The sequence below is a fragment of the Amycolatopsis sp. NBC_01480 genome (assembly GCF_036227205.1).
Classification (GTDB): Bacteria; Actinomycetota; Actinomycetes; order Mycobacteriales; family Pseudonocardiaceae; genus Amycolatopsis.
Map to the genome: position 1 here is coordinate 383,101 of NZ_CP109442.1, position 20,932 is coordinate 404,032.

General features: G+C 65.0%; 29 protein-coding genes. 6 read left to right on the forward strand and 23 right to left on the reverse strand.

Features of this window, described 5'->3' with window-relative positions; all coding sequences use genetic code 11:
- Nucleotides 1-4: 4 nt before the first annotated feature.
- From OG371_RS01890 to OG371_RS01955, 14 genes are all read right to left on the reverse strand, one after another.
- On the reverse strand, nt 5-298 hold the full coding sequence (locus OG371_RS01890) for a hypothetical protein (RefSeq protein WP_329064878.1): 294 nt from the start codon (nt 296-298) through the stop codon (nt 5-7).
- Nucleotides 299-321: 23 nt separating this feature from the next.
- The gene (locus tag OG371_RS01895; RefSeq protein WP_329064879.1) at nt 322-735 is read right to left on the reverse strand and encodes a hypothetical protein; all 414 of its coding nucleotides are present in this window, start codon (nt 733-735) and stop codon (nt 322-324) included.
- A gap of 90 nt (nt 736-825) precedes the next feature.
- Nucleotides 826-1,404, reverse strand: a complete 579-nt coding sequence (locus OG371_RS01900) for a hypothetical protein (protein WP_329064880.1) — start codon at nt 1,402-1,404, stop codon at nt 826-828.
- Between the two features lie 91 nt (nt 1,405-1,495).
- Nucleotides 1,496-1,939, reverse strand: a complete 444-nt coding sequence (locus OG371_RS01905; protein ID WP_329064883.1) for a hypothetical protein — start codon at nt 1,937-1,939, stop codon at nt 1,496-1,498.
- Nucleotides 1,939-2,274, reverse strand: a complete 336-nt coding sequence (locus OG371_RS01910; protein WP_329064885.1) for an HK97 gp10 family phage protein — start codon at nt 2,272-2,274, stop codon at nt 1,939-1,941. The genes OG371_RS01905 and OG371_RS01910 overlap by 1 nt, the downstream gene beginning before the upstream one ends.
- Nucleotides 2,274-2,603, reverse strand: coding sequence for a hypothetical protein (locus tag OG371_RS01915; protein WP_329064887.1), 330 nt, complete (start codon nt 2,601-2,603; stop codon nt 2,274-2,276). The genes OG371_RS01910 and OG371_RS01915 overlap by 1 nt, the downstream gene beginning before the upstream one ends.
- A gap of 15 nt (nt 2,604-2,618) precedes the next feature.
- Entirely contained in the window at nt 2,619-3,338 is a 720-nt protein-coding gene (locus tag OG371_RS01920) for a hypothetical protein (protein ID WP_329064889.1), read from the reverse strand.
- A gap of 9 nt (nt 3,339-3,347) precedes the next feature.
- The gene (locus OG371_RS01925; RefSeq protein ID WP_329064891.1) at nt 3,348-3,752 is read right to left on the reverse strand and encodes a hypothetical protein; all 405 of its coding nucleotides are present in this window, start codon (nt 3,750-3,752) and stop codon (nt 3,348-3,350) included.
- A gap of 11 nt (nt 3,753-3,763) precedes the next feature.
- Entirely contained in the window at nt 3,764-4,705 is a 942-nt protein-coding gene (locus OG371_RS01930; RefSeq protein WP_329064893.1) for a phage major capsid protein, read from the reverse strand.
- Between the two features lies 1 nt (nt 4,706).
- Entirely contained in the window at nt 4,707-4,910 is a 204-nt protein-coding gene (locus tag OG371_RS01935; RefSeq protein ID WP_329064895.1) for a hypothetical protein, read from the reverse strand.
- A 63-nt stretch (nt 4,911-4,973) separates the two neighbouring features.
- Nucleotides 4,974-5,528 carry a phage scaffolding protein gene (locus tag OG371_RS01940; protein WP_329064896.1) on the reverse strand — a complete coding sequence of 185 codons (555 nt, stop codon included), beginning with the start codon at nt 5,526-5,528 and terminating at the stop codon, nt 4,974-4,976.
- Nucleotides 5,529-5,569: 41 nt separating this feature from the next.
- Nucleotides 5,570-6,727, reverse strand: a complete 1,158-nt coding sequence (locus tag OG371_RS01945; RefSeq protein ID WP_329064898.1) for a hypothetical protein — start codon at nt 6,725-6,727, stop codon at nt 5,570-5,572.
- Complete coding sequence (locus tag OG371_RS01950) at nt 6,708-8,312, reverse strand: phage portal protein (protein ID WP_329064900.1); 1,605 nt, start codon at nt 8,310-8,312, stop codon at nt 6,708-6,710. The genes OG371_RS01945 and OG371_RS01950 overlap by 20 nt, the downstream gene beginning before the upstream one ends.
- Nucleotides 8,313-8,339: 27 nt before the next feature.
- A complete protein-coding gene (locus tag OG371_RS01955; protein ID WP_329064902.1) occupies nt 8,340-9,839 on the reverse strand; it encodes a hypothetical protein in 1,500 nt (499 codons plus the stop codon).
- Nucleotides 9,840-9,935: 96 nt separating this feature from the next.
- Here OG371_RS01955 and OG371_RS01960 point away from each other — a divergent pair, with 96 nt between their 5' ends.
- Both OG371_RS01960 and OG371_RS01965 read left to right on the forward strand, forming a co-directional pair.
- Entirely contained in the window at nt 9,936-10,193 is a 258-nt protein-coding gene (locus tag OG371_RS01960; protein WP_329064904.1) for a hypothetical protein, read from the forward strand.
- Nucleotides 10,190-10,381, forward strand: a complete 192-nt coding sequence (locus OG371_RS01965; protein WP_329064906.1) for a DUF3970 family protein — start codon at nt 10,190-10,192, stop codon at nt 10,379-10,381. Before OG371_RS01960 ends, OG371_RS01965 begins: the two co-directional genes overlap by 4 nt.
- 1 nt (nt 10,382) lies before the next feature.
- Here OG371_RS01965 and OG371_RS01970 read toward each other — a convergent pair whose 3' ends face one another.
- Nucleotides 10,383-10,928 carry a sigma factor-like helix-turn-helix DNA-binding protein gene (locus OG371_RS01970; RefSeq protein WP_329064908.1) on the reverse strand — a complete coding sequence of 182 codons (546 nt, stop codon included), beginning with the start codon at nt 10,926-10,928 and terminating at the stop codon, nt 10,383-10,385.
- Between the two features lie 92 nt (nt 10,929-11,020).
- Here OG371_RS01970 and OG371_RS01975 point away from each other — a divergent pair, with 92 nt between their 5' ends.
- Nucleotides 11,021-11,215, forward strand: a complete 195-nt coding sequence (locus tag OG371_RS01975; RefSeq protein WP_329064910.1) for a hypothetical protein — start codon at nt 11,021-11,023, stop codon at nt 11,213-11,215.
- A 5-nt stretch (nt 11,216-11,220) separates the two neighbouring features.
- Here the strand turns inward: OG371_RS01975 and OG371_RS01980 are convergent, their stop codons facing one another.
- The 7 genes from OG371_RS01980 to OG371_RS02010 form a co-directional block, all read right to left on the reverse strand.
- Nucleotides 11,221-11,679, reverse strand: coding sequence for an HNH endonuclease (locus OG371_RS01980; RefSeq protein ID WP_329064912.1), 459 nt, complete (start codon nt 11,677-11,679; stop codon nt 11,221-11,223).
- 239 nt (nt 11,680-11,918) lie between these two features.
- Entirely contained in the window at nt 11,919-12,746 is an 828-nt protein-coding gene (locus OG371_RS01985) for a hypothetical protein (RefSeq protein WP_329064914.1), read from the reverse strand.
- 784 nt (nt 12,747-13,530) lie between these two features.
- Nucleotides 13,531-14,397 (reverse strand): hypothetical protein, encoded by an 867-nt coding sequence (locus OG371_RS01990; RefSeq protein WP_329064916.1) that lies wholly within the window; start codon nt 14,395-14,397, stop codon nt 13,531-13,533.
- Nucleotides 14,398-14,639: 242 nt separating this feature from the next.
- On the reverse strand, nt 14,640-15,167 hold the full coding sequence (locus OG371_RS01995) for a hypothetical protein (RefSeq protein ID WP_329064918.1): 528 nt from the start codon (nt 15,165-15,167) through the stop codon (nt 14,640-14,642).
- Nucleotides 15,168-15,358: 191 nt separating this feature from the next.
- Nucleotides 15,359-15,949, reverse strand: a complete 591-nt coding sequence (locus tag OG371_RS02000; protein WP_329064920.1) for a hypothetical protein — start codon at nt 15,947-15,949, stop codon at nt 15,359-15,361.
- The gene (locus tag OG371_RS02005) at nt 15,946-16,554 is read right to left on the reverse strand and encodes a hypothetical protein (protein ID WP_329064922.1); all 609 of its coding nucleotides are present in this window, start codon (nt 16,552-16,554) and stop codon (nt 15,946-15,948) included. Before OG371_RS02005 ends, OG371_RS02000 begins: the two co-directional genes overlap by 4 nt.
- 160 nt (nt 16,555-16,714) lie before the next feature.
- Complete coding sequence (locus OG371_RS02010; protein ID WP_329064924.1) at nt 16,715-16,924, reverse strand: helix-turn-helix domain-containing protein; 210 nt, start codon at nt 16,922-16,924, stop codon at nt 16,715-16,717.
- Nucleotides 16,925-17,098: 174 nt separating this feature from the next.
- Between OG371_RS02010 and OG371_RS47320 the strand changes: the two genes are divergently transcribed.
- Complete coding sequence (locus tag OG371_RS47320; RefSeq protein WP_442876071.1) at nt 17,099-17,623, forward strand: helix-turn-helix domain-containing protein; 525 nt, start codon at nt 17,099-17,101, stop codon at nt 17,621-17,623.
- On the opposite strand, the gene OG371_RS02015 is transcribed toward OG371_RS47320, so the two are convergent.
- Nucleotides 17,532-19,136 (reverse strand): recombinase family protein, encoded by a 1,605-nt coding sequence (locus OG371_RS02015; RefSeq protein ID WP_329064927.1) that lies wholly within the window; start codon nt 19,134-19,136, stop codon nt 17,532-17,534. The genes OG371_RS47320 and OG371_RS02015 overlap by 92 nt on opposite strands.
- Before the next feature lie 37 nt (nt 19,137-19,173).
- Between OG371_RS02015 and OG371_RS02020 the strand changes: the two genes are divergently transcribed.
- Both OG371_RS02020 and OG371_RS02025 read left to right on the forward strand, forming a co-directional pair.
- Nucleotides 19,174-19,764 (forward strand): class I SAM-dependent methyltransferase, encoded by a 591-nt coding sequence (locus tag OG371_RS02020; protein ID WP_329072879.1) that lies wholly within the window; start codon nt 19,174-19,176, stop codon nt 19,762-19,764.
- Between the two features lie 128 nt (nt 19,765-19,892).
- Nucleotides 19,893-20,780 (forward strand): SGNH/GDSL hydrolase family protein, encoded by an 888-nt coding sequence (locus OG371_RS02025; RefSeq protein ID WP_329064928.1) that lies wholly within the window; start codon nt 19,893-19,895, stop codon nt 20,778-20,780.
- The last annotated feature ends 152 nt before the right edge of the window (nt 20,781-20,932 follow it).

Sequence of the window (20,932 nt, forward strand, 5' to 3'; positions counted from 1 at the left end):
TGGATCACGAGGCAGGGACGGTTACCGCTGTTCCCATGCCCATGAAGAGTGGATCTGTGCGCATCAGCTCAGCCACGTCTTGGGTTTGCGGCTGCGATACGGATTGCTGAGGCTGAGCGGCACGCTGCTGTTCCTGTTGAATCAGGAAGGCCACGGCACCGCCGTAGACCGGCAGCCGGCGCAGATAGGCCAGGAACCGATCGGCGGTCATAGAGTCGATCTCATCGACACGGTGGTAAACCGAGAAGTCCGAACGCACGTCGTCGATGTGGTCTATGAACCACGCGATCTCAGCCACCGCGTCGAGGAAATGCTGCGGCGTCAGGACGCTTTTGGGCCCTGCGGGTACACCCGCTTCACGATGAGGTCCCGAATCGTCTCGAAGTCGGCCGTCGTCAGGGTCTCGCACTCGGACAGGGCCGCGTAACCGTCCTCGCCGAGCATCTTGCGCAGGACAAACTCCATGGCCTGGAGTTCCTGGCCGCGGGCAGCCATCGTGGTGGCCTTCATCGCCCAGGCGGCCGGGGCCTTCTTCGGGATCGTGTAGGTGTTGTCGCCAATGGAGAACAGCGGCTCCCGATCGGCCACGATCTCGGCGATAGCGTCGATGGCTTCCTGCCGGTCCAGGCGCAGCACTGAGGATTCTTCCTCGGGCGCGGCCTGCGGCTTCGCTGCCGGACTGGTTTTGCGCGTGGTGGTACGGCGCGCAGGGGTCTTACGGGGGACGGTGGCCATGATGCGCTACTCCTTCGCATATGGGGGTGGATGGGTTTTTCCGCAACGGGTTCGGAGGCGCGGCGGCACGAACCCGTTGCGGGGTAAGGATCAGCTCACCTGATCGACCAGGTGATATGGGGCGACCGTGTTGGACACGAAGTAGGCCTGCCACGTAACGCTCAGACCGAGCTGCTTGTCCTTGGCGTAGTTCAGGTCGACCTTGCTGGTCTGCATCGTCTTGCGGAGAATCACGCGCCGGCGGAAGTTCTGGCCCGAAGTCGAGGGGGCCCAGCCGTCCAGGATCACGGCGGCGTAGGGCAGCTGGCTGGCGAACTGCCCGAAGTTCGGTTCGAAGGTCGCGAAGTTCGCGCCGGTCGCACCGACGGTGCTGTTGAGGGCATTGGCCAGGTTCGCCAGCGTCACCTCAGACATCGTGGTCGCCACGACGATGGTCCGGCTCGTAAGCCGGGTACCCGGGGTGTCCACGATCTGGTCCGCGTTGAAGTCCGTGAACTTCGGGGTGATCGTCATCGACACGCCGCCGTCGGTCAGGCCGACTTCGGTCCAGCCACCGGACGCAGCCGGGGCGAGGTTGACAGCCGCATCGGCCGGTTCAGTCGAGGTGCCGAAAGCGCCGAGGTAGACCTGGGCCGGCCCCATGATCAGGTTATTCGGGTTCTGTGCCATGGTTGGCATCTCCTTGCACGAGGGACGGCACGAACCGACCCATTGGGTTGGGGTCCCCCGCAAAGCTGCGGAAGCGTGGGAAGGGTTGGGGCTACCGGGAAACCGGCGCCCAGTGCAGTTGCACGTCGACCGAGTAGGCCGCGTAATCGCCAAGGTCGCCGTAGACGCGGCGCGGATGCCCGACGACCGAGGACGACAGCACGCGTGCGTCCTCATCACAGGTGGGCAACGGAACCGGCACCGGATTGTTGAGGTAGGTAGCCACGCGGATCGTCTCGGCGATCGCCTGGGCCTTCACCCACGGCGCAAGGCCGGTGGAGGGATCGCACGCCCAGCACTGCAAGGTGACCACGGGTGAGTCCAAGCGGAAGTAGACGTTCGCCCCGCCGCCGGACACCATCGGAGTGATGAAGCCCGACGCCGCCCAGGTCGTGTTATCGACGGGCAGCTGATCGTCCACCATGGACGGACTCAGCCCCGGCGCGAGACCAGCCCACGCCAGGGCCACCTTGTCGGGTGTGGCGTAGTAGAACATCACGCCTCACCGCCCAAGTTCCGAATGCGGTACAAACTGGGACGTAGAAACGGCTGAGGCGGGACGACTTCGCCCGTGTAGTGAACTTCGCCGTCTGCGCCGCGGTAAGCCACTCGGTGGCCTTCCTCCACAAATAACGCATAATTGAGGTTCGAACCGATGCGCGCGGTCTCGCCGTTGATCTCCGAGTCGATCGACTCACGCAAGTGCCCGGTATCGACCGGTGCCAAGCGCTTCGCGTCATCGTGGATCTCACCGACGAGCTTGGAGAACATCGTTTGCACGTCGGCGTTGATGCGCTCTTTCCAGCCGGGCTCTTCGCGGTACTCGGCCATCAGCCCACCCGCTTCAGCGAACAGACCTTGTCCGGAGTGAACAACGGCCCAGTGGACTGCACCACGTCATCGACGACGAAACGCACGTTGTGATTCAGGTCCAAGACCTGATCACCCGGGCGCACATCAGCGGCCGACGAGATCAGCATCTCCAAGTTCCGCACGGTGCGCGGTGTCTGGGTGGCGAAGTCGAAGTACTGATTCGACCTCTCCGTGATGCTGGCCGCCGTCGAGGCGATGACCACCGTTCCAGTGGCCTGACGCTCCCCGCGTGCGTCCTTGGTGGTGCCCCGCGAGATCTGGACGTTGCACGTCGCCATGCCGTACATCGAGACCTCCTTGCGTCAGAGGGGATTCCAGGGGCCGAGCCAGTCGGCGGCCGAGGACAGCGGATCCAGCCCGATCGCACCAAGGTTGTCGGTGAACGGGGCGCGGATGTGGACACTGCGGGCCTTGAGCCAGGACACCCGCTTGAGTGCCCGACGGGCGTGCGGGGCGAGGAACATGGCCGTGTCACGCAACTGTGTGCGGGAGCGACCCTGGCTGATGTCCAAGGCGTCGATGCGGTTGAACGCGTCGACCTGGGTCGCCAGCCACGCAGCCTGGTAGGCGGTGGCCATGCGCAGCCAGTACAGATCCCGGGAGCCGACACGGGTTCCATCGACCGCGAACGCCCTCGCGGCGGCCACGTCGATGTTGAAACCCGCCTGCAAAAGCTGGTCCTGCGTGACCTGCACGCCGGTGATCAGCGGAACGTCCGGCAGCGTGCACCACGTCGCCGAAGACGACGCAGTGACCGCCAGGGCTTCCTGGACCGTGAGACTCGGGGATGTCCCGGTCCACGTCACGGTGTGGTTGCCCAGCGGTGCAGCCGTCGGCACCAACCAGGTGAACTGGACGATGCCGACGGCCACGTGCGTGACTGCCGAGGTCGGGATCTGCTCGACCGTGCCGGACGGGTCCGTGATCCCCACCGTGACCGTGGCGGGGTCGACCAGCTGGCCGCCGGAGAAGAACTCCCCCGTCAGCGTCACCGTCTGGCCCTGGTATGCGGTGGTGACCATCGGATCCTCCTAGGCGACCGGACCCGGAGCGGGCTCCTGGCCGTCCACAGGGGACTCGGCCGGAGCGGGCTCGGGCTCGGGCTGCACGGGCTCTTCCGGGAAGAACGCCGGGGGTTCGGCCGGCGAAGTCGAGACCGACACGGCCGCGTCCGACGGGTGGACCGGCACGGAGTACGTAACGACGGTCGCCACCGGGTAATCCCGCTGCTCGATCGTGAAGGTCACGTCCCCGTCCGGCACAAGACCGCGCCGCAACGCTTCCCGCTTGGTCTCTTCCTTGTTCGGCTCGTGCATCGACGAGTCCTCGGACACGCTCTGAGCGAACGAGAAGTCGCGCACGAACACGCTGCCGTCGGTGGGACCGTCGGCCCTGGACTGCACGATGGCAGCCAGGTCGGGGGTCGGTTCGGTCATGCCACGCCTCCTTACGGCTGGATTTCCAGGATGGAGAAGGCGTTGGGGTGGCCCGGGGCGAACGCCTTGCGGGCGCGGTACTTCAGGATCGCCTCGTCGGTCAGCGCACCGAGACCGGTGTTCGGGTCGATGAACATCGTCTCCAGCAGGGTGCGGTTGCCGACCATCAGGTACGGCGCCGAGCAGAACACCACGAGCGGGTTGCCGGTCGGGCTGTCCGTCGGCGTGGCCGAGGTCTTCGCACCGAGGCTCCAGTGGATCTGGTGACCGAAGAGCGTGCCGCCCGTGCCCTGGCCACCGCCGGCGGTGCCGTTGCTGGACTCGTTGAAGATCGGCCGGCCCTGGAGGTCCACGATGTTCCGCAGCTTGGCCTTCACTGACGGGTGGGCGATGACCAGGCCCTCCGTCTCGTCCCAGTAGTCGCCAGCCTCGACGAGCCCCAGGGTGTCCGACAGGTTCTTGTAGCTGGCGCCCGAACCCGCCGCGGTCTTGTTGATGTTCGCGTTGGCGGTGTAGCCGGTGGACGCGTCGGTCTGGGTGAGGATGTAATAGAGCGAATCGAACGCCCAGCCGGTCGAGGCCTTCGCAGCCGTGACCGCCAGCGAGCTGTTGTCCAGCAGCTTCGCGAAGCTGGTGGCCGCGTCGGCGTTCTTGGTGTTGACCACATCGGCCAGCGAGTCGGAGATGTCCTCCTCGGCGATGCGGACCGCGCCGGTGTACTTCTGCGCGTACAGGTAGACCGAGTCGTTGGTCGAGCCGTCCTCGGTGTAGGAGCCGCCCTTGGCGGTACCGGTCATGTGCAGGCCGCCCGAGCGCGGGGTGGACCGCGACTCGGTGGACATCGGGACGTTCTGGCCGTAGGCCAGCACCGCCGAGGTCTGCTTGATCTTCTGGATGACGTTCGAGGCGAACTCGACCGGGATCCACGCTTCGTAGGTGTTGCGAGTGGGCATTTCAGCTCCTCAATTCGGTAGCGAGCGAGTCGAGTTCGTCGGCCACCGAGGCGAAATGCTGGTAAGCATCCGTCGAGGTCGAGATGTCGTACAGGCCCTGGATAGTGGCGTAGCTACGCCTTTCGGCAGCCAGCATCTCTGCGGCGTTAGCCAGCAGTTCCTTTGCTACCGCTTGATATTGAGCCTGCGTAATTGCCGCAGCCACAATTCATCCCTTTCACTTGAAGGAATAGGAGATTTACCCACTCCCTCGGGGGAAGGGGTGGAATCAGCGGCCGAAGACCTGCCGGGCGACAATTTCGCCTGGGGTCAGCTCCTTCTGCTGCGGACGTTTGCCCGCGACATTGAGCTTCGGCGGCTTAACGCTGTCCTCGCCGTCCTTCGTGGACTGAGCTGAGAACAACTCGGGGACTTCGTCTTTCAGCTCGGCTACCTGCTCTTCGAGGCCGGCGATGTCGTCGCCGTCGAAGTCGATCCGTTCGAGGTCGAGCATCCGGAACAGACGGTCAACCCGCGCGGAATTGGCTCCCTGCTCAATGAATGCAGCCTTCGCGGCAGCCTTGATCGCGAACGGCTTGTACTTCGCGGCTTCCGCGGCTTCGCGGGCCGATTTGCCGTCGGCGTCCTCGTACCGTTCGGAAAGCTCGGCCAGCTTCTTCCGGCGGTCCGCGCTCTCCGCGTTCACCTTCTTCAGCTTGTCGGCCGTGGTGTTCTTCTCCGCCTGCACCGCTTCCCACTCTTCTTTCGTGGGCGGCGTCCACTCATCGGCCGGCGCATCCGCGGTGGCCTCAGCTTCGGGTGCAGCGGTGTTCTCGTCAGCCATCAGCGGCTCTCCTTGGTGAATGCCCCTCTCGGGACGACCTGTCAGCCCGGAACGGGCCGGGTAGTGAACGTGCGCTTCTTCAAGGCGCGTTCGGTCTTGCGCTTCACGGAGGCAGGAACCAGCCAGCCGGAAGGACTCGGGGCGTTGCGCTGCATGCCGATCCGGGTCAGCAACCGGTCAGCTGCCTCGCGCCGGACTGCCTCGGATTCCGAGGGCAGCGCGTAGCCGTTCAGGATCGAGCGCTCAGCCTCACGGCGAAGCACGGTCGGAAGATCGGTCGAGGCAGACACCATCGCCGCCTGAGCAGCCTCGTGTGCGGCGGCAACAGCCACCTGGTCGCCATTGGCTTGTGCGTCGGCGATCGCGCCTTGCCAGTCATGGGTGACGGCCTGCGCTGCGGCAGTGTCGTGACCCAGCCATGGCGTGACACGGCACCTGCAATTCATGTGGCGTGGAGGTCCATTTAGGACCGTCTCGTTGCCGTCCGGGCCGACTGGCTGGTACGCCTTGCCGAAGGACAGCCGCCAGTCGAAGACTCCGTTGACGGCGAAGTGGCCTGACAGCGCCAGGCACTGCACGCACGCGTCCCGCTCAGCCACCCAGAGCAGACGGCCGCCGACCTCATCGTTGACTGAGGCAAGGGCGTTGTTCAGCTCCTCGTTGACAACGGTCCGGGCGGTGCGGTGGACAATGTTCGCTGCCTGCTGCGCCGGAGAGATCGCGCGGTTCACCGTCACGAATGAGCCGCGCTGCAAGGTGCCGACCAATGCCGACGCCATCGAAGTCTTCGACCGGGCGGTAGTGACTGCCCTAGCGACCCTCAGATGGGTGTCTGTGTCGAGCGCATCCGATACGTCGGTGGGGATCGCGCCTGCCTCAGCGAACCCCTGCGAAATCCCAAGCTGCCGTGCCTGCCGGGCGAACCGGAGGATAGTGTTCGTGGCGTCGCCGCCGATGTTCATCAGCGACAGCCGATCCGCCAGCTCGGTGACGTACTTCCGGAACTCCGTGCCGTCTTGCTCGACACGGGGCTTCCCGAAACGGCGGATCCATTCGACGTGCGCCCACGCCAGAACCTGCTTCAAGGTCTCGTTGATCGGGCTTGAAGCGGCGACCGCGGCTGCCTCTTCAAGGTCGAGGGCCTGCCCGTCATGTGCGACGACGATCAGCGGCAGCGCGCTACTCGGCTGGGGGGACATCGTCGGTGTCCTGCATGTCGCCGAGGATCGCCTGGACCACTGCCTGTACCTGCTCTTCGGTGATCAGGCCGGCAGCCTGCGCCGGGGCAAGCGCGCCCATGGCGTCGCCGAACTTCACCAACTGGTCCAGCCGGCGAGCCAGCGTGGCCTCACCGTCCTGATCCCAGGAAGTGACCTGCTCGTCGGTGTAGCCGTTTTCCTTCAGCGTCTGCTCGACAGGCACGCCAGCGTTCTGCTTGGCCTGCGCCGTCTCCCAGTCCGCCAAGGAGTCCGAGGTTTCCGACGGTGCCCACGTGACCTCCACCGACGGATCAGCGAAGCCCAGCACCTTCAACGCGAACACGAACAGGTCGCACCAGGTCTGGCTGAACGACAGTTTCCGGCTGTCCACCTTGAACACGAACGGCCGATCCACGATCTTCAGCGACTCGCCCGAGGGCTGGCCGCCGGTCATCTGGAACCGCGACATCGGCGTGCGGGTGATGTGCGCGCCGTACGCCAGGTACTTGTCAACCGGGTCGAAAATGACCTTCGGGTCCGAAGCGTTGAACTCGCCGAACTGCTTGATACCCGAAGACATGAACAACGAGTCCGGGCCGCCCTGCAACTGCGACTGCGCCTCGCCGGCGATCGGCTGCGTGGTACCGATGTCGCTCAGCGGAATCGAGAACCGACCCTCGTCCAGGCTGGCGGGGTCCGACGAGTCGGAGTCGTCGTTCATCAACGCCCAGCGCTGGTTGAAGCTCTGGTACTCCACACCGGACAGGTGCGTCAGGAGCAGCTTGTGGATCGCGTCCTGCGCCGAGTAGAAGCCCCGATGCTCAGGTGTGCCGTAGTCGTCGGCGTCAGTGCGGAAGTGGAAGATCGGGACCTGCCCGTACGGGTTGTCCAGTACGTGACCCGAGGGACCATCGTCGTCATCGTCGATATCCCCCGTGTACGGAACGAACTCCTCGGCCTTGGTGCCGTCGGTGCCGGCGCGGGACACGAACTGTTCGATACGGTCCGGGTACAACAGATCGACCCGCACGGGCTGCTTGCTCTGCCCGTGCGCCGAAGACAGCGACTGCTCGGGATGCCCCAACGTCCACTGCTTGACCGCGAACAGCACCATCAGCGGGTTCTCGGGGTCGTAGAAGATGCGTACCGAGCGCGGGTCCTGATAGAAGACGTTGACCTGGGTGGGATCCTCGTCGTCCGGCCACACGAACACGTAGCTGTCGCCGAAGGTGCAGGCCTTGCGGTGCACGTTGACCGAGCCCAAACCGAGCTTGTTGGACTTCCAGACCGCCTCGATCGCCTGCTGCTGCGCCTCGTCCTCCGAGGTGATGCTGGTGATCGAAAGCCGTTCCACCACCGCATCGACCGGTGTGGCAGCGAAACCGAACTGATATGTCAGTCCACTCCGGATCAATGCCCGGCGCAGACGCAGTGAGGCGAACTGCTCCGGCACGACACCGCAGTAGTACTGCTCGGCAACGTCGTAGTCGTGGTGCGAGTCCTTCAAGCCCTTCAGCGCCAGCGTCAGGTCTGCGTTACCGCCGTACGCCAGCGGATTCACGGTCTGCTCGGAGGTGATCGTCATGGGCCACCTCCTCAAGGTTCCGTGTTGTCAGGCCACTCCGATGGAGCGCACTGCGGGCTTCTGCTTGTGGTTCTTGGGAAGGATCGCGGCCACACCGGACCCGATCGCGTCCACGAGGTCGTCGAACGGTGCCTTCGGAAACGCCACCATCTGGCCTTCCGCGGCAGGCAACGGCTTCTCGTGCACCACGAGGCCGCGCTGATAGCGGGTCAGCAGCCGGGCTGCACGGACTTCCTTGCGGTCCGACTGGTGCACGGTGGTAATCGGCACTGGCAAGTCATGCAGGATCGCCCGCCACGTCTCGCCGCCTTGATTGGTTTCGATCAAGACGCCGGCTGTTTCCGGGTAGGCATCCAAGATCTGGAGTACGCGGTTACGCAGCTCCCGGCCGGGCTGGATCCGCAACTGCCAGGCATCGCGTACGACGGCGCGCTGTTCCAGCGGCGAATAGCCGACAACAGCCAGCGCCGTATAGTCGCTGCGATCGGTCGCCGTCACCGCCGGGTCGATCGACAGCAGCTGGCGGGCGATGCCATGGACCTCGGCGTGAGTGAAGTCCTCCGGACGCCAGTACTCACCGTCCGCACCCATCGGATCGTTCTGGTAATTCTTCAGGAACGAGCGCGTGTGCCTAATCGACTGTAGATACTCCAGTGACCACTTCTCCGGCCAAATCGACCGCTCAGAGCCCGTCTGTGGGTCGGTGATCAACGCCGGGTAGTAGTACGCCTGGAAACCCTCGTCGCGCACCCACTGGGCTGTATCGGAGGGAAGCGTCACTGACTTGACGAGGTCGTGCACCAGGGAGCCGGCCATCGTGACAGTGCCGACGACGACAACGGCGGCGTAGACGTTCAACGGCAGGATAGCGTCCAGCAGCGTCGACAGCCGCTTGTCCTTCTGTGCCAACGAGTAGCTTGCCTCGTCTGGTTCGATATCGTCGATGATCAGTAGATCTGGTCGGGTATTGCCGACTTTCAATCCGAGCGCGGACGAGTCGACACCGCGGGCAGCGAACACGAACCCTGACCGGGCTTGGTACAGACCGCGGTTGTCGGCAGTCTTGGTTCCGCCGCTGCGAGTCATCGGCGTGCACAGGTCCGGGAAGTCGAGCCGGAGCAGAGCGTTGGTTTCAAGTTCACGCTTGAAACTGGCAAGGTGGGTCTCGGCCTGTGTGGCGCTGTCAGCGAAAGCGGCTGCGAACCGCCGATGCCCATGGGCGGCAGCCCACATCGGCAAGATCAGGTAAAACCATGTCGATTTTCCGCATGATCGCGGAGCGACATACGCCGAACGTTGAGAGCCCGGTTTGGCGGCCGGGACCACCCACTGCAACGCCTGCTTGACGATGTCGGCGTGGAACTCCGACAGGGTGATCTCGCCACCGGTTTCATCACCGCGCATGTGCGCAGACAGATACAAGACCCCGAACAGCAAGGGGTCGAGCCGGCAAGCGGCTCGGCGTCCCCGGGAGGTCTCCAGTACGCGCTGGTCGTATCTCCGCAGGTAGGCAGTCAGATCGAACACTGACGCACACCCCCTGCGCGCCTTGGCTGAGTTCGGGCTGGAAAGCCACAACCTCGCGCACTAGACACACTAAGCGCACTGAGATACAGTAGCTACATGACGAACACCAAGTTGGACGCCAGCGCCCCCATCGAGGTCTGGCTGACCCAGAAGAACATCGAAGTCAACTGCATGGTCGTCTTCGACGGCGAAGAAACCACCCAACTGGACGTGGACTCTCTGTCCATGCGTGGAGCACAGCGAGAGATCACCGGATACCTGGTCCAGTCCGGGTATGAGCCTGTCGGCCGATGGAGCATCGAAGCCGACGGTGAGACCTCGCGCACCTTCAAGCCAGCCAAGGAAAAGCGATGACCATCAAGATCCGACTCGACGGGGAGCCTGAAGAGATCACCTCAGCCGTTCAGCGGCTGCGAGAGACCTTCGAGGTTGCATACAACGACAAGGTCATGTCAAACGAAAACAGCTTCACTGTCCGGGCCTACATGGAAGCTCGGATGCAGCCGCACGCGGCCTCTGAAGATGCACAGGGGCCAGTCTGAATCAGTCGCCCTGCCCAGCGGCGGTGTCCCGGAGCCGAGCTTCCTCCGCGGACACCGCCGCTTCAGCCTGCTCAACCAGATCCAGCACCTCAGGGCGGATAGTCTCCACAGTCGCGGAGACCTCTGCCTTCGCCGGCGCGTCCAAGCCCAACAGCCGGGCAGTGCGTTCCTCGATCCTCAGCAGGCGATCGATCGCAGCGAGCACGGGGCCATCATCGGCCAGGGGCTCCTTCGTGCCGGTGGCCTCGTCCTCAAGCGCGACAACCCGACCATGATCCACCCGCCAGTGCGTCGTCTCCAGCACTTTCACGGCTGCCTCACGGTACGAGTCCAGCCGATCCAACTGGAACTGCCGGTACTCGTCGACTAACGGGTCGACGCGTTCCGCCATAGCCTCACGAACACGGTTGTGGGCCGTACCCAGAGAGACGCCCAACTCATCGGCGATTCGCCGGTAGCTCACGCCTTTCAGCCGCATCTCGTATGCCCGAGCGGTCTGCTCAGCGATCACTGCGCGGTTCGGAGAAGCCTGCGGGGAGCTGCCCATCGTTCAACTCCCTGTGTTCAGGATCGGGTCGGCTGTAACGCTGGACGCTAGCCCGGCGACCAACCAGCATCGATCGGAAGGACGGGCAGCACATGGCCATCGTGGTGATCAGGGGCGGCTTCGAGACGACGTACGAGAAGGCAACGTCAGTGCAGATCGTGCAAGCCGAATATCTGTATGTGAACGGACCTACCGATAAGATGGCTATCGGGCCGCTTGCCATCTTCGCACCAGGCCAGTGGGACCGAGCCGAGCATGTCGGCAGCGGAAGCCAGAACGACGACTAGCGAAATCAGGCTACGTGTGTCCAGATGACCCGACGGGCGATCATGCTGATCAGCGGGTTGGAGACGCCGAAGTCGGCGGCGAGACTCGTGATGGTCTGTCCGGCAGCTCTGAGCCGGCGGATCTCGATGACCTGATCCTCAGTCAGTTTTGACGTGCCCATACGACTTCCGCGTGCACGCTGTTCACGTGTCAGCGGCGGAAAATTGTAGTTGTGGGGGTGGCGTCCCCGGGCCGCGTTCGCCGCGATCTTTTCCTTCGGTGTCAGCGCCACGAGGTGTGTCAGCTCCACGCAGCCCGGATGGTCGAGGCAGGTGTGACAAACCTGTTTGCCCGCAGGGATGGGTCCGTTGGCCTGTTCCCAGATCCAGCGGTGGGCGAGGACTCGTTTCCCGCCCACGCTAAGGTATCCGTAGCCGCCCGTTCCCATGCGCGAACCGGTCCACTCCTTGCATGAATTGGGCATTGTGTAGCTCCCTACTAAGGAGACCGGGAGCGCGACACGGCAGCGAGTAGGGGCGCACGCCGTGCCGCGCTCAACCGGGGATTGGAGCCTGGCTCAGCGCGGTGAGTAGTCCATAAGATGTTCCGCGGGCCAGGTGGAATTTCGAACTGGACGCAAATATCCAGCTTGACAAATAGTAGCATCGAGGGCATTTGGAATGCAACGACCATGGAATGTTCGGCGTGTCGCGTTTCCCCGGGCTATGCGGACATCTGCTCAGGCCTCAGGAACAGGTCCAGCACGTCCCCCACGCGATAGCTGGGGCGGCCACGTCGGTCCTTTCCGACCGACCGGAGCTTCGGCGGCAACTCATCGCCCCGCACTACGCGCTTTTGTGCGTACGTCCTGATCGTCGATGCCGCAATCTCCACCCCGAGTTGCCCGAGAAGGCGAGATACCTGCGTCGCGTTGACGGTTGCGTCCGCGACCTGGCCGAGTAGTGCCTGCTGCTTTTCATCGACCGACGACTCTGCGCCACAAGACGGGCAGCGAACCGTTCGTTTTCCTTGCGCCGCGTACAGGTGCTGCTCACACGTGCCGATCTCCAACTGGGCGCCGCATCGGCCGGCGTACACGCGGGACACGGGAAGGTCGACGACATTGGCGGCGTTCCGGGTCTCCCGCAGGATGTCCTCCACCATCACCTCCGCCCCATCCAGAGAGGCAAGAAGGCCTGGGAACGTGGCCATCCAGTCGCACGCTTCAGGAACGGTCTGCACTTCAAAAGCGAGGTGGTCGTTGGCGGAGGCGAACACGTATGCCCAGTACCAGACGAACCGTTCCAGCCCCCTGCGTGCGTCGCTGGCGGCCTCGTCGAACACCAGCGGCGTCTCGGTTCCGCGCCGACCGTTGGGCACTACAGTCCGGTGCCGACGGGTCAGGGTGACCTCAAGCTCATCCCACAGCCCAGTGCCGGCGGTGACTGGGACCGATTTCAGCGCACGGACCAGATCGGCGACATGGGCGGCGCAGATCACATCCTGAGTCGGACGGCCACAGACAGGAACGGCGCAATCGTGATGCTGCATGGACCCATGCTCCGGCCATCGGGCGACATCAACCAGGATTTTTGCTGGCGTGTCGTCGACTGCGCTTGGTTCGCAATGGCTCAGCCGCCAGATTCGAATGCCATAGCGGATGGAATTCAAATGGCATTGGCCGAGTCATCAGCGAGCCCTCAGTGAGCCACCACCGCGTCGACCGGGAATCCCCGGGGAGTCCCGGACATGTCCCCATGGGACACATGCCCCCGACCTGGAGACCTCTCGAAAATAGACATCTCAATTCGATTTGTCTCGATTCAAGAGGTATGACCAACGGAACCCCTCCCGAGGGGTTAGGAATGCGCTCCCGAGGGATACCCCGGATCGCGGCACTGACCGACCCGAGATGGTTCGACAGCTGCCGGCGGCGGGATCCAAGCAGGGACGGCCAGGCCGGTCTATGTTCGATCACATGAACACGACACCGGACCACACTGAGCCACACGGCCTTCGGGTCGTGTCCGCTACTACCGCCGGCCCGTACCTGACGGCTGGGGAGAGCGCAGCGTTGATGAAGTGCTCTACGGAGACGATCCGTCGCCACTGCCGCAGCTTCAAGCGCAGCAAGGGCCGCGAGGGGATCAAGAACCTTCAACGCGGCGAGGGCCACATCAAGATCCACATTGATGATTTGCGGCGTTGGGCGGATGGGCTTCCCCCCACCACAGGCACCCGACGCTACCGTGGCTCCGCCTGACGCTACCCATAGGGCAGGAACGGCGGATCTCTGCTCGCGACCCTGCCGTTACTCTCCGAAGTACCCACATTTTTAGGCAGCTGAGGCCGTCGATACCGCCGGATGGCTAGCAGCCCAGGCGATGGCGTGCCTGCGGATGCTGCCGAGCAGTTCCTCCAACTGTGTCACCGACAGCGGGTACTGCTCGATGATGTCCTTGATCTGGCCACCGACCGGATGACGGTCTCCACGCCGGTTCGGTTCACCGAATCCATCGAACCCACCAAACTCCTGGAGCGGAAGCTCACCGCCGGCTTCAGTCACAGCAGCGGACCAGATTGCCGTCAGACGCTGCACAACGTGGGCCTGGGACTTGCCGACGAGCGACGACGCTTTCACCTGCCCCCGCTGCTTCGGCTTGGATTTCGCGGTCGAGCCCGAAGGGTCGACCTCCGCGAGAGCGCCCTCAATGGAATTGCCCTCGACGGAGTCGTTCAGATCGTTCGCGTCGGAAAGTTCAGTTAGGTTAGTTCGTGCACCCTTACGGGTTCCACCCCTCGAACCCTGTTGGGTTCCACCCCCCGAACCCGTAAGGGTTCCACCCCCCGAGTTCTTGCACTCTTCCGCGTGCAAAGGTGTGCGACGACGGGCCTCCGGATCCTTCAACCGCTGTGCCCCATCCCGAGCCTGGGCAAGTCGGGCAGCCTGCTCCGCCTTCATGCGCTCACGCCGATCTTTGTGGAAATCGGTCAGCGACACGAAGCCGTGGTGCCCTTCCGGCGGAGTTTTGTGCACTAAGTACACTCGGCTTCCGTCCCGTTCGTCGACCCAGTCGATAGCCCCGACCTGCCGAAGCTCTTTCACATATCGGGTCAGCTTCTGCCGGCTCGAATACCCCAAGATCTCGGCCAGGGCACTCATTCCCGGCCATACGAGGTTGTCGCCGCGCTTCTGGTTCACGTGCGCCTGGAGTACGCCGTACAAGGCTTTCGCCGTGCACGAGACGGGTGCGAGGAGTACCCAGTGCGGTGTCTGCGCATAGGAAGGGGCGGAACGTCCAACGCGAAGGTCACTGCGTTCCGATGCCGTAGCGGTGGAGTTTCTTGTGTTAGGCTTGCTGCGCATGGAAAAGCATCCCTACCTTTTGGGAAAAGAGCCCCGGACACGGCTGGCACCGCATCCGGGGCTTCTTCAGTTGTTGATCAAGCGGCCTGGTCGTCGGTGGACGACCCGTTGCGGGCCACCCAGGCGTGCCCTTCGGCCGTCGCACTCCACACGGTGTGGTCACGGCCGCGATGGCGACGCGTTCGCATCGAGTCCACGACGTGACCCGACTCGACCAACTCCAGCCGGCGGGGCCGTGCCGAGTTCGGGCCGATCCGACAGCGGCGGCCAACCTCGACATCAGTTAGCCCGTTGGTAGACTCGGCAATTACCGTCAGCACGTTGGCGCGCTGCGTTCCGATCTTCGGCGCGATCGCAGCGGCAGCACGAGCCGACGTGGCCCGTGGGTTGGACGCGACGCGACCTTCCCCGGCAGCCGTGACCTCGGCGTCCCGGATCCGTGCCGCCTGCGCCTGTGCGAACTCCAGGCGGTCGAACGCGTCGAGGATCGCGGCCTGCGCCTCGTTCAGCGCGATCTCGCCTCCGCGGACCTGCGTCAGCTGTTCGGATGCGATCTGCCGAGCACGCCGGACCGTGAAGATCGGCGAGACGTTCCCTTCAACCACGGCGGGCCTCTTCCGACGCGTCGAGCGCCGCGTTAGCGTCCTCGACAACCTTGATCAGGGTGTCCAGCTTCGCCTCGATGGAGGCGAGTTGTTCCAAAAGGGTTTGCACTGTGGGGTTCTCTCCTACTCCAGATATGCCGCTGGCCGCCGGGTGCGACCCCGGCGGCTAGCGATTTGTGTTTCCTGTTTGATCAGGCGGCGTCGGATGTCGCGAGGGGGGCCACCGCGGTCGGTTCGAGACCGTCGGTATCGATGACGAACTCGTCCTCATTGCGGCCGTTGAGGTGGGCGAGAATCCGCCACGGCTCAACCACTGCCGTGTAGACCAGGCCCTTGTCCGGGCGGCCCAGTAACTCGCCGGAGGCGAACTTCTCCGCCACCGACCGGGTGCCGGTCCAGGCCATCCCGAACCGGCCCTCCGACGTGCAGCCTCGGAACAACGTCATCGGCTCCGCCGGCGGGTCGGTGATCACACCATCGCGGGCGAACCCGGCCGAGCTGAACAGTTCACACCAGGGCGTGTCGTGGTTTTCGGGGAAGTCCGGTGCGCTCCAGGCGTGGTCAGCCACCAAGGCGCAGACCTCGGGTGTGTCGAGCAGGTCCGCCCAGTAGAACTGATGCGCCAGGTCGGGCGCGTAGTTGCGACCCAGGCGGCAGGCGCGATCAAGGAAGTAGTCGAATCGCTCGGCGGCTGATCGATCTTCCTCGTCGAGCCATGCCGCGTAGGCGCGACACTCGTCCGAGTGGCTCGGGTCAAGATTATCGGTGTAGCAGCCGCTCACTGGTCGCCTCCGGAGGTGGTGGTCGGGTCTGCGGCGGTCGGCGCTGCGAGGGGGGCGGCGTCGACCACATCCTCGTCCAGCAGCCCGGCGGCCATCAGCGGCTCCAGGTCGCGTGCCGGGGCACCCTTGGTCCGGGCTTCGATCGCGATGCGACGCAGGCGGGCACGGCGCAACTCGCCGCCACGGGTGTCGGGGAACTTGATCACAGCGGGCGGATCGTCCAGGCGGCCGTGCCAGACCTCAAGGACACGGATCACGCGCCCGAGGTCGTCGCCGATGGCATCGAACCCGAAGGTCAGTACGCCTCCGCGCAGCAGCGCCATGTCGTCTCCCAGAAGACGCAATGTCTCGTCCATACCGGGCATCAGGCGGATCGTCAACTGGCGCCCAGCCAACCGGTTCGTGGCGCGCATCAGGCCAGAGGTCCAGCTGCCGTAGCGGGGCGCGGCGGGCGCCTGCTGCAAGAGGAGCTGTTGCGCGGCCCTCGGCAGTTCGGTGGCAGGTGCGGTAACATTAGAGATGGACATCGTTCCTCCGGAATGTTGTTCACGAACCGCCCGCGTGCTTCCCGGCTCCGGGCGGTTCTTTCTGTTTTGGATCTTCACGCGGCATCAGCCCAGTCTTCGGCGCAGATGTCGCCGTCTACCTCGCGGGACTCCCGCACGACAGGCGGCAGGAGACTCCGCAGGTTCGACCGCGTCTCGGGAGACATCTCCCCCGCGAGTGCCACGACCCGCTGTATCAGCGCCTCCCGCTGTCGGCTTGTCACTGGCCGCTGCCCGATCCGACGTTGATGAAGCGCCGAAGTTCGTCCTCGGATACGAGCCAGTGGCGGCCAGCACGGACCGCTGCGAGGTCGCCGCTGGCGATCAACTTGCGGACGTTGGCCTCCCCCAGGTTGCCCAGGGCCCGCGACACCGCCGCGACTCGATATGCCCGGACTGGGGACTCACTCTCGATGGTCAAGTTCTCCACGATCTCCTCCTTCCAACAACTCTGTCGATCCCGTCTTAGCTACAGTAAGCGTCGAGTGCGGTTCACGCAAGGAGCAGTCTCGGCGTGTCGCACCCCATTTGGCCTGGTGCGTAGTAACGAGTAGTAACGCGTAGCTGATGGCGACCCACTCCCACGGAGCAGCCTCAACCACAGATGGCGGGCAGTCAACTCTGTCGATACATTGCACCCACAGTCGACAACTCTTGCGCCCACCTATCAGTTGCCGCAAGATTGAGCATCGTGACTACTGAGGAGCGACGCGTGGAGGTCGGTGCCCTCGTCCGCCACGCACGGAAGCAGCGTGGCCTGTCCGTGGAAGCAGTCGCACAGGCCGTCGGTATGAGCCCGGTCACCTGGCGAGGCCTCGAAAAGGGCCGGCGTGCGTACGCGACGACCATGGGCGCAGCAGAGACACACCTCGGCCTGCCCAAGGGTGCGCTCGCGCAAGCAATCGAGAGCGACGGAGGCCTTGCCCAGCTCCGCCGTGAACTCTCAGGCGCCAGCGAAACCAACGATCAGGTGGCAGCACTGATCGGCCAACTCGCGAAGCTAGACCTGGACAGCCTCTGGCGAGTCCAGGCCGCGGTTACTGGGATGCTCGCTCTTCATGATCGTCAGCGGCTATCGTCAGCGCGCTCACATCAACCAAGCGACCATCAACCAGGCGGCGAAAACTGACGCGCTCCTCAACCTGCACAGGGTCCCTCAACTGGCGCCCAGGACGAGGAGACGGGTTGATCCGCGCCTGCCCCACGATCTCGGGCACCAGCAACAGCCGCGCCACAGCACGCTGCGTCTCCAAGGTGGCCTCTTTCCACCGCACAGCGACATCCGGGCCCGGGTCGATCAACCCAGCCAGCGCAGTCGGCGCCGTCAACTCCCGCTCCCGCCGCTCAAGCGCATCGACACGGCCTTGGATCTTTGACTCTGACCGGCCAGCCAGGACCACGGAGATGGACTTGTCAGCGACCGCGTCTGCCAGTTCCGCCAGCAGATGACGTGCTTCCGCCAGTTGCTCGCGGACCGCAGCCAACTCCGCCCCGCTATCAGCGGCCGGTGCGCGAAGCGCCTCGAATACGTCCGGCGACGCAAGGAACCGGAGGATCACGTCCTTGACGAACTCGTCAACGTCGGGCCGCAGCATCCGCACGCACCCACTCTGGTGGCACGAGTACCTGCGGCCTGCGTCGACGACCTTCACCGGTCCGCCACAGACACCGCACCGGATGATCATCGAGAACGTATGGCGGGCACGTCCTCCCCGCGTAGTCACACGGTCTGGGGCGTTCAGCGCGTCCTGGACCGTAAGGTACAGCTCCTTGTCGATGATCTTCGGCCACTCTGCGGCGACTTCAGTCGCGCCAGCGCTGCGCTTCTTCGAAGTCGGGTGGCGATCCCGGTCATGAACCCGGACCCCCATGTAAGCCGGGTTCAGGGCCAGCGATCTGAGGTGCTGGGCGGAGAACGGGGCACCTCGACCGTTCAAGATCCCCCGCGTCTTCCAGTCCGAGGCGATCGACCGCAGGGAGTGCCCCTTGCGGAGGCGGTTGAACAGTTCGACGATCAGTTCGGCGTTCTCGGGGTGCATGAACTGGCCGACGAAGTTCCCAGTGGCCGGGTCGTACTCACGGCGGTACCCGAAAGGCGTCGGGCCGTGAGGACGGCCAGCCGCAGCGTTTGCCGCAGCTGCCCGGATGGCGCGCTTGCTGATCTTGCTCGCCTCTTTGGCAGAGTCGATCGCGTCCTCAAGCAGATCCCAGCGGTCGCGGTCGACGGAGCAGTCATACAAGCGCCCCTCGCTCTCGACCCAAATCTTGATGTCAGCTTCCTGACACGACTGGATCAAGTGCATCCACTCGCCCTCACGACGCGAACCGCGACTGTTTTCCCAGAGGAGTAGAACCTCGCCGCCGAAGTGGCCACCCTCGATGTCTGCGAGTAGCCGCTGGAACCCGTTGCGATGCTTCTTCGAGTGGCGACTCGCGCCGGCGATGTCGGAGTACGGCTCTCCGTCGACCATGACCCAGTTGGCCTTGCGCCCAACCGTACGAACGTGGTCGCCATGCTGCTCCTCAGGTGAACGTTCCCGGCCTGACTTATCCGAGGAAACCCGCAGGTACTCCCGACACCTGACCGTGTCGAGGTCGGCCAGGTCTGTCGAGTGAAGAAGGTTCTTGCTGGTCAGCCGCATAGGTGTATAGTACCACTAGGAAGGCTGATACCACCCGCTGCTGCTGGCCCAGCTGCCGCCGGGACCGGGGCGGGCGCTCGACGTCGGCTGCGGCAGTGGCCGGTTCGCCCGCCGCCTCGCCGCGGCCGGGCTGAACGTGGACGCGATCGACCGGTCCGCGCCGATGATCCGGCTGGCCGAGGCCACCGGCTCCCCCGGTCCCGGCGAGATCGACTTCCGCCGCGCGGACATCACCACCCAGCCGCTGCCGTCCGAGCACTACTCGTTCATCTCGTGCCTGGCCTCGCTGCACCACGTGCCGTTCGAGACGGTGACCCGCCTGCGCGAGGCACTCGAGCCCGGCGGGGTGCTGGCGGTGCTGGGGCTGGCGCGGCCGAGCACGTTCACCGACCACGCGCGGGGGCTCGCGGCGGTGCCGGTCAACGCCGCCGCCCGGCTGTTCTCCTACGCCGCCGACCGGCTCAACGGCGGCGTCGACGTCCTGCCGCCCGCTCCGGTGCACATGGAGTTCCCGCGGTTCGCCGAGGTCCGGGCCGAATCGCAGCGGCTGCTGCCCGGCAGCACGGTGCGGCCGCTGCTGTTCTGGCGCTACCTGCTGACGTACCGGAAACCGTTGGGAGACGGGTGATCCACTGCCGTTGTCACCCCATTGCCGGGTGAAGTGCCGCGCGACCACCCTTTCGGCGGCAGGCAACCGGCGCCGGGCCGGGGAAGCGTGAACGGTGTCCGTGATCCCGCCCGGAGAACGAGGTCCTGATGCGTCTCACCCGGCTCGTTTTCGCCGCTCTCGCGGCAGTGGTCCTGCTCGCCGCCTCGGCCACCGCCGCGTCGGCCGCGCCCCTCCCGGCGCACTACCGCCACTACGTCGCGCTCGGCGATTCGTACACCGCGGGCCCCCTCATCCCGCTGCTGCGGCTCGACCCGCTGGGCTGCGTGAAGTCGACAGGCAACTACCCGGCGATCCTCGCGGGCAAGCTGCGCGTGGACACCTACACCGACATCAGCTGCTCCGGCGCCGACACCTCGGACATGACGCAGGCGCAGAGCGTGCTGCTCGGCGTGAACCCGCCGCAGCTGAGCGCGCTGCGGGCCGACACCGACCTGGTCACGCTCGGCATCGGCGGCAACGACTCCGGCGTGTTCGGCACCCTGGTCGACACCTGCCCCGGACTGCGCGCGAGCGACCCCACCGGCAACCCGTGCCAGCAGCACTTCACCACGAACGGCGTGGACACCATCAAGGCGAAGCTTGCGACCACCCAGCAGAGCGTGCAGACGGTGCTGGCCGGGATCCACGCACGCTCACCGCACGCGAAGGTCCTGGCGGTCGGCTACCCGCGGATCGCGCCGGCCTCCGGCTACTGCCCGGACACCCTGCCCTTCGCCGACGGTGACTACGCCTGGCTCTCCAGCGTCGAGCAGGCGCTGAACTCGGCCATCGCGAACGCCGTGGCCGCCGACGGCACTGCGTCCTATGTGGACACCTTCGGCCCGTCCGCCGGGCACGACGCGTGTGCCGGTGGCGCCGCCTGGATCAACGGCAAGGACACGCTGCTGCTGGCCGCCGCCGCGTACCACCCGCTGGCCCGCGGGATGGCCGGCATGGCCACAGTGATCGCCGGACAGCTGAACTCCAGCCACTGACCCGCTGCCTCACCTACCAGGTCTACTGAACCCCGGCGCGAGATCGCCGCCGCCGTCTGGACCGAGCGATTCCGCCCGGCCCCCTCGGGCCGGGCGGAATCGGGAGGGAAGACGGCGGCTCAAGGGCGATCTCGCCGCCTCGGCGGAGCCGA

What these genes read in the sequence shown, in the direction of transcription:
- OG371_RS01940 (WP_329064896.1), bottom strand. Translation starts at nt 5,528, where the DNA reads ATGGCTGACGAGAACACCGCTGCACCCGAAGCTGAGGCCACCGCGGAT.
- OG371_RS01945 (WP_329064898.1), bottom strand. Translation starts at nt 6,727, where the DNA reads ATGTCCCCCCAGCCGAGTAGCGCGCTGCCGCTGATCGTCGTCGCACAT.
- OG371_RS47320 (WP_442876071.1), top strand. Translation starts at nt 17,099, where the DNA reads ATGGCGGGCAGTCAACTCTGTCGATACATTGCACCCACAGTCGACAAC.
- OG371_RS01960 (WP_329064904.1), top strand. Translation starts at nt 9,936, where the DNA reads ATGACGAACACCAAGTTGGACGCCAGCGCCCCCATCGAGGTCTGGCTG.
- OG371_RS01920 (WP_329064889.1), bottom strand. Translation starts at nt 3,338, where the DNA reads ATGGTCACCACCGCATACCAGGGCCAGACGGTGACGCTGACGGGGGAG.
- OG371_RS01965 (WP_329064906.1), top strand. Translation starts at nt 10,190, where the DNA reads ATGACCATCAAGATCCGACTCGACGGGGAGCCTGAAGAGATCACCTCA.
- OG371_RS01905 (WP_329064883.1), bottom strand. Translation starts at nt 1,939, where the DNA reads ATGTTCTACTACGCCACACCCGACAAGGTGGCCCTGGCGTGGGCTGGT.
- OG371_RS01970 (WP_329064908.1), bottom strand. Translation starts at nt 10,928, where the DNA reads ATGGGCAGCTCCCCGCAGGCTTCTCCGAACCGCGCAGTGATCGCTGAG.
- OG371_RS01975 (WP_329064910.1), top strand. Translation starts at nt 11,021, where the DNA reads ATGGCCATCGTGGTGATCAGGGGCGGCTTCGAGACGACGTACGAGAAG.
- OG371_RS01895 (WP_329064879.1), bottom strand. Translation starts at nt 735, where the DNA reads ATGGCCACCGTCCCCCGTAAGACCCCTGCGCGCCGTACCACCACGCGC.
- OG371_RS01900 (WP_329064880.1), bottom strand. Translation starts at nt 1,404, where the DNA reads ATGGCACAGAACCCGAATAACCTGATCATGGGGCCGGCCCAGGTCTAC.
- OG371_RS01985 (WP_329064914.1), bottom strand. Translation starts at nt 12,746, where the DNA reads ATGCAGCATCACGATTGCGCCGTTCCTGTCTGTGGCCGTCCGACTCAG.
- OG371_RS01925 (WP_329064891.1), bottom strand. Translation starts at nt 3,752, where the DNA reads ATGACCGAACCGACCCCCGACCTGGCTGCCATCGTGCAGTCCAGGGCC.
- OG371_RS01915 (WP_329064887.1), bottom strand. Translation starts at nt 2,603, where the DNA reads ATGTACGGCATGGCGACGTGCAACGTCCAGATCTCGCGGGGCACCACC.
- OG371_RS01910 (WP_329064885.1), bottom strand. Translation starts at nt 2,274, where the DNA reads ATGGCCGAGTACCGCGAAGAGCCCGGCTGGAAAGAGCGCATCAACGCC.
- OG371_RS01980 (WP_329064912.1), bottom strand. Translation starts at nt 11,679, where the DNA reads ATGCCCAATTCATGCAAGGAGTGGACCGGTTCGCGCATGGGAACGGGC.
- OG371_RS02015 (WP_329064927.1), bottom strand. Translation starts at nt 19,136, where the DNA reads ATGCGGCTGACCAGCAAGAACCTTCTTCACTCGACAGACCTGGCCGAC.
- OG371_RS01950 (WP_329064900.1), bottom strand. Translation starts at nt 8,312, where the DNA reads ATGACGATCACCTCCGAGCAGACCGTGAATCCGCTGGCGTACGGCGGT.
- OG371_RS01930 (WP_329064893.1), bottom strand. Translation starts at nt 4,705, where the DNA reads ATGCCCACTCGCAACACCTACGAAGCGTGGATCCCGGTCGAGTTCGCC.
- OG371_RS02025 (WP_329064928.1), top strand. Translation starts at nt 19,893, where the DNA reads ATGCGTCTCACCCGGCTCGTTTTCGCCGCTCTCGCGGCAGTGGTCCTG.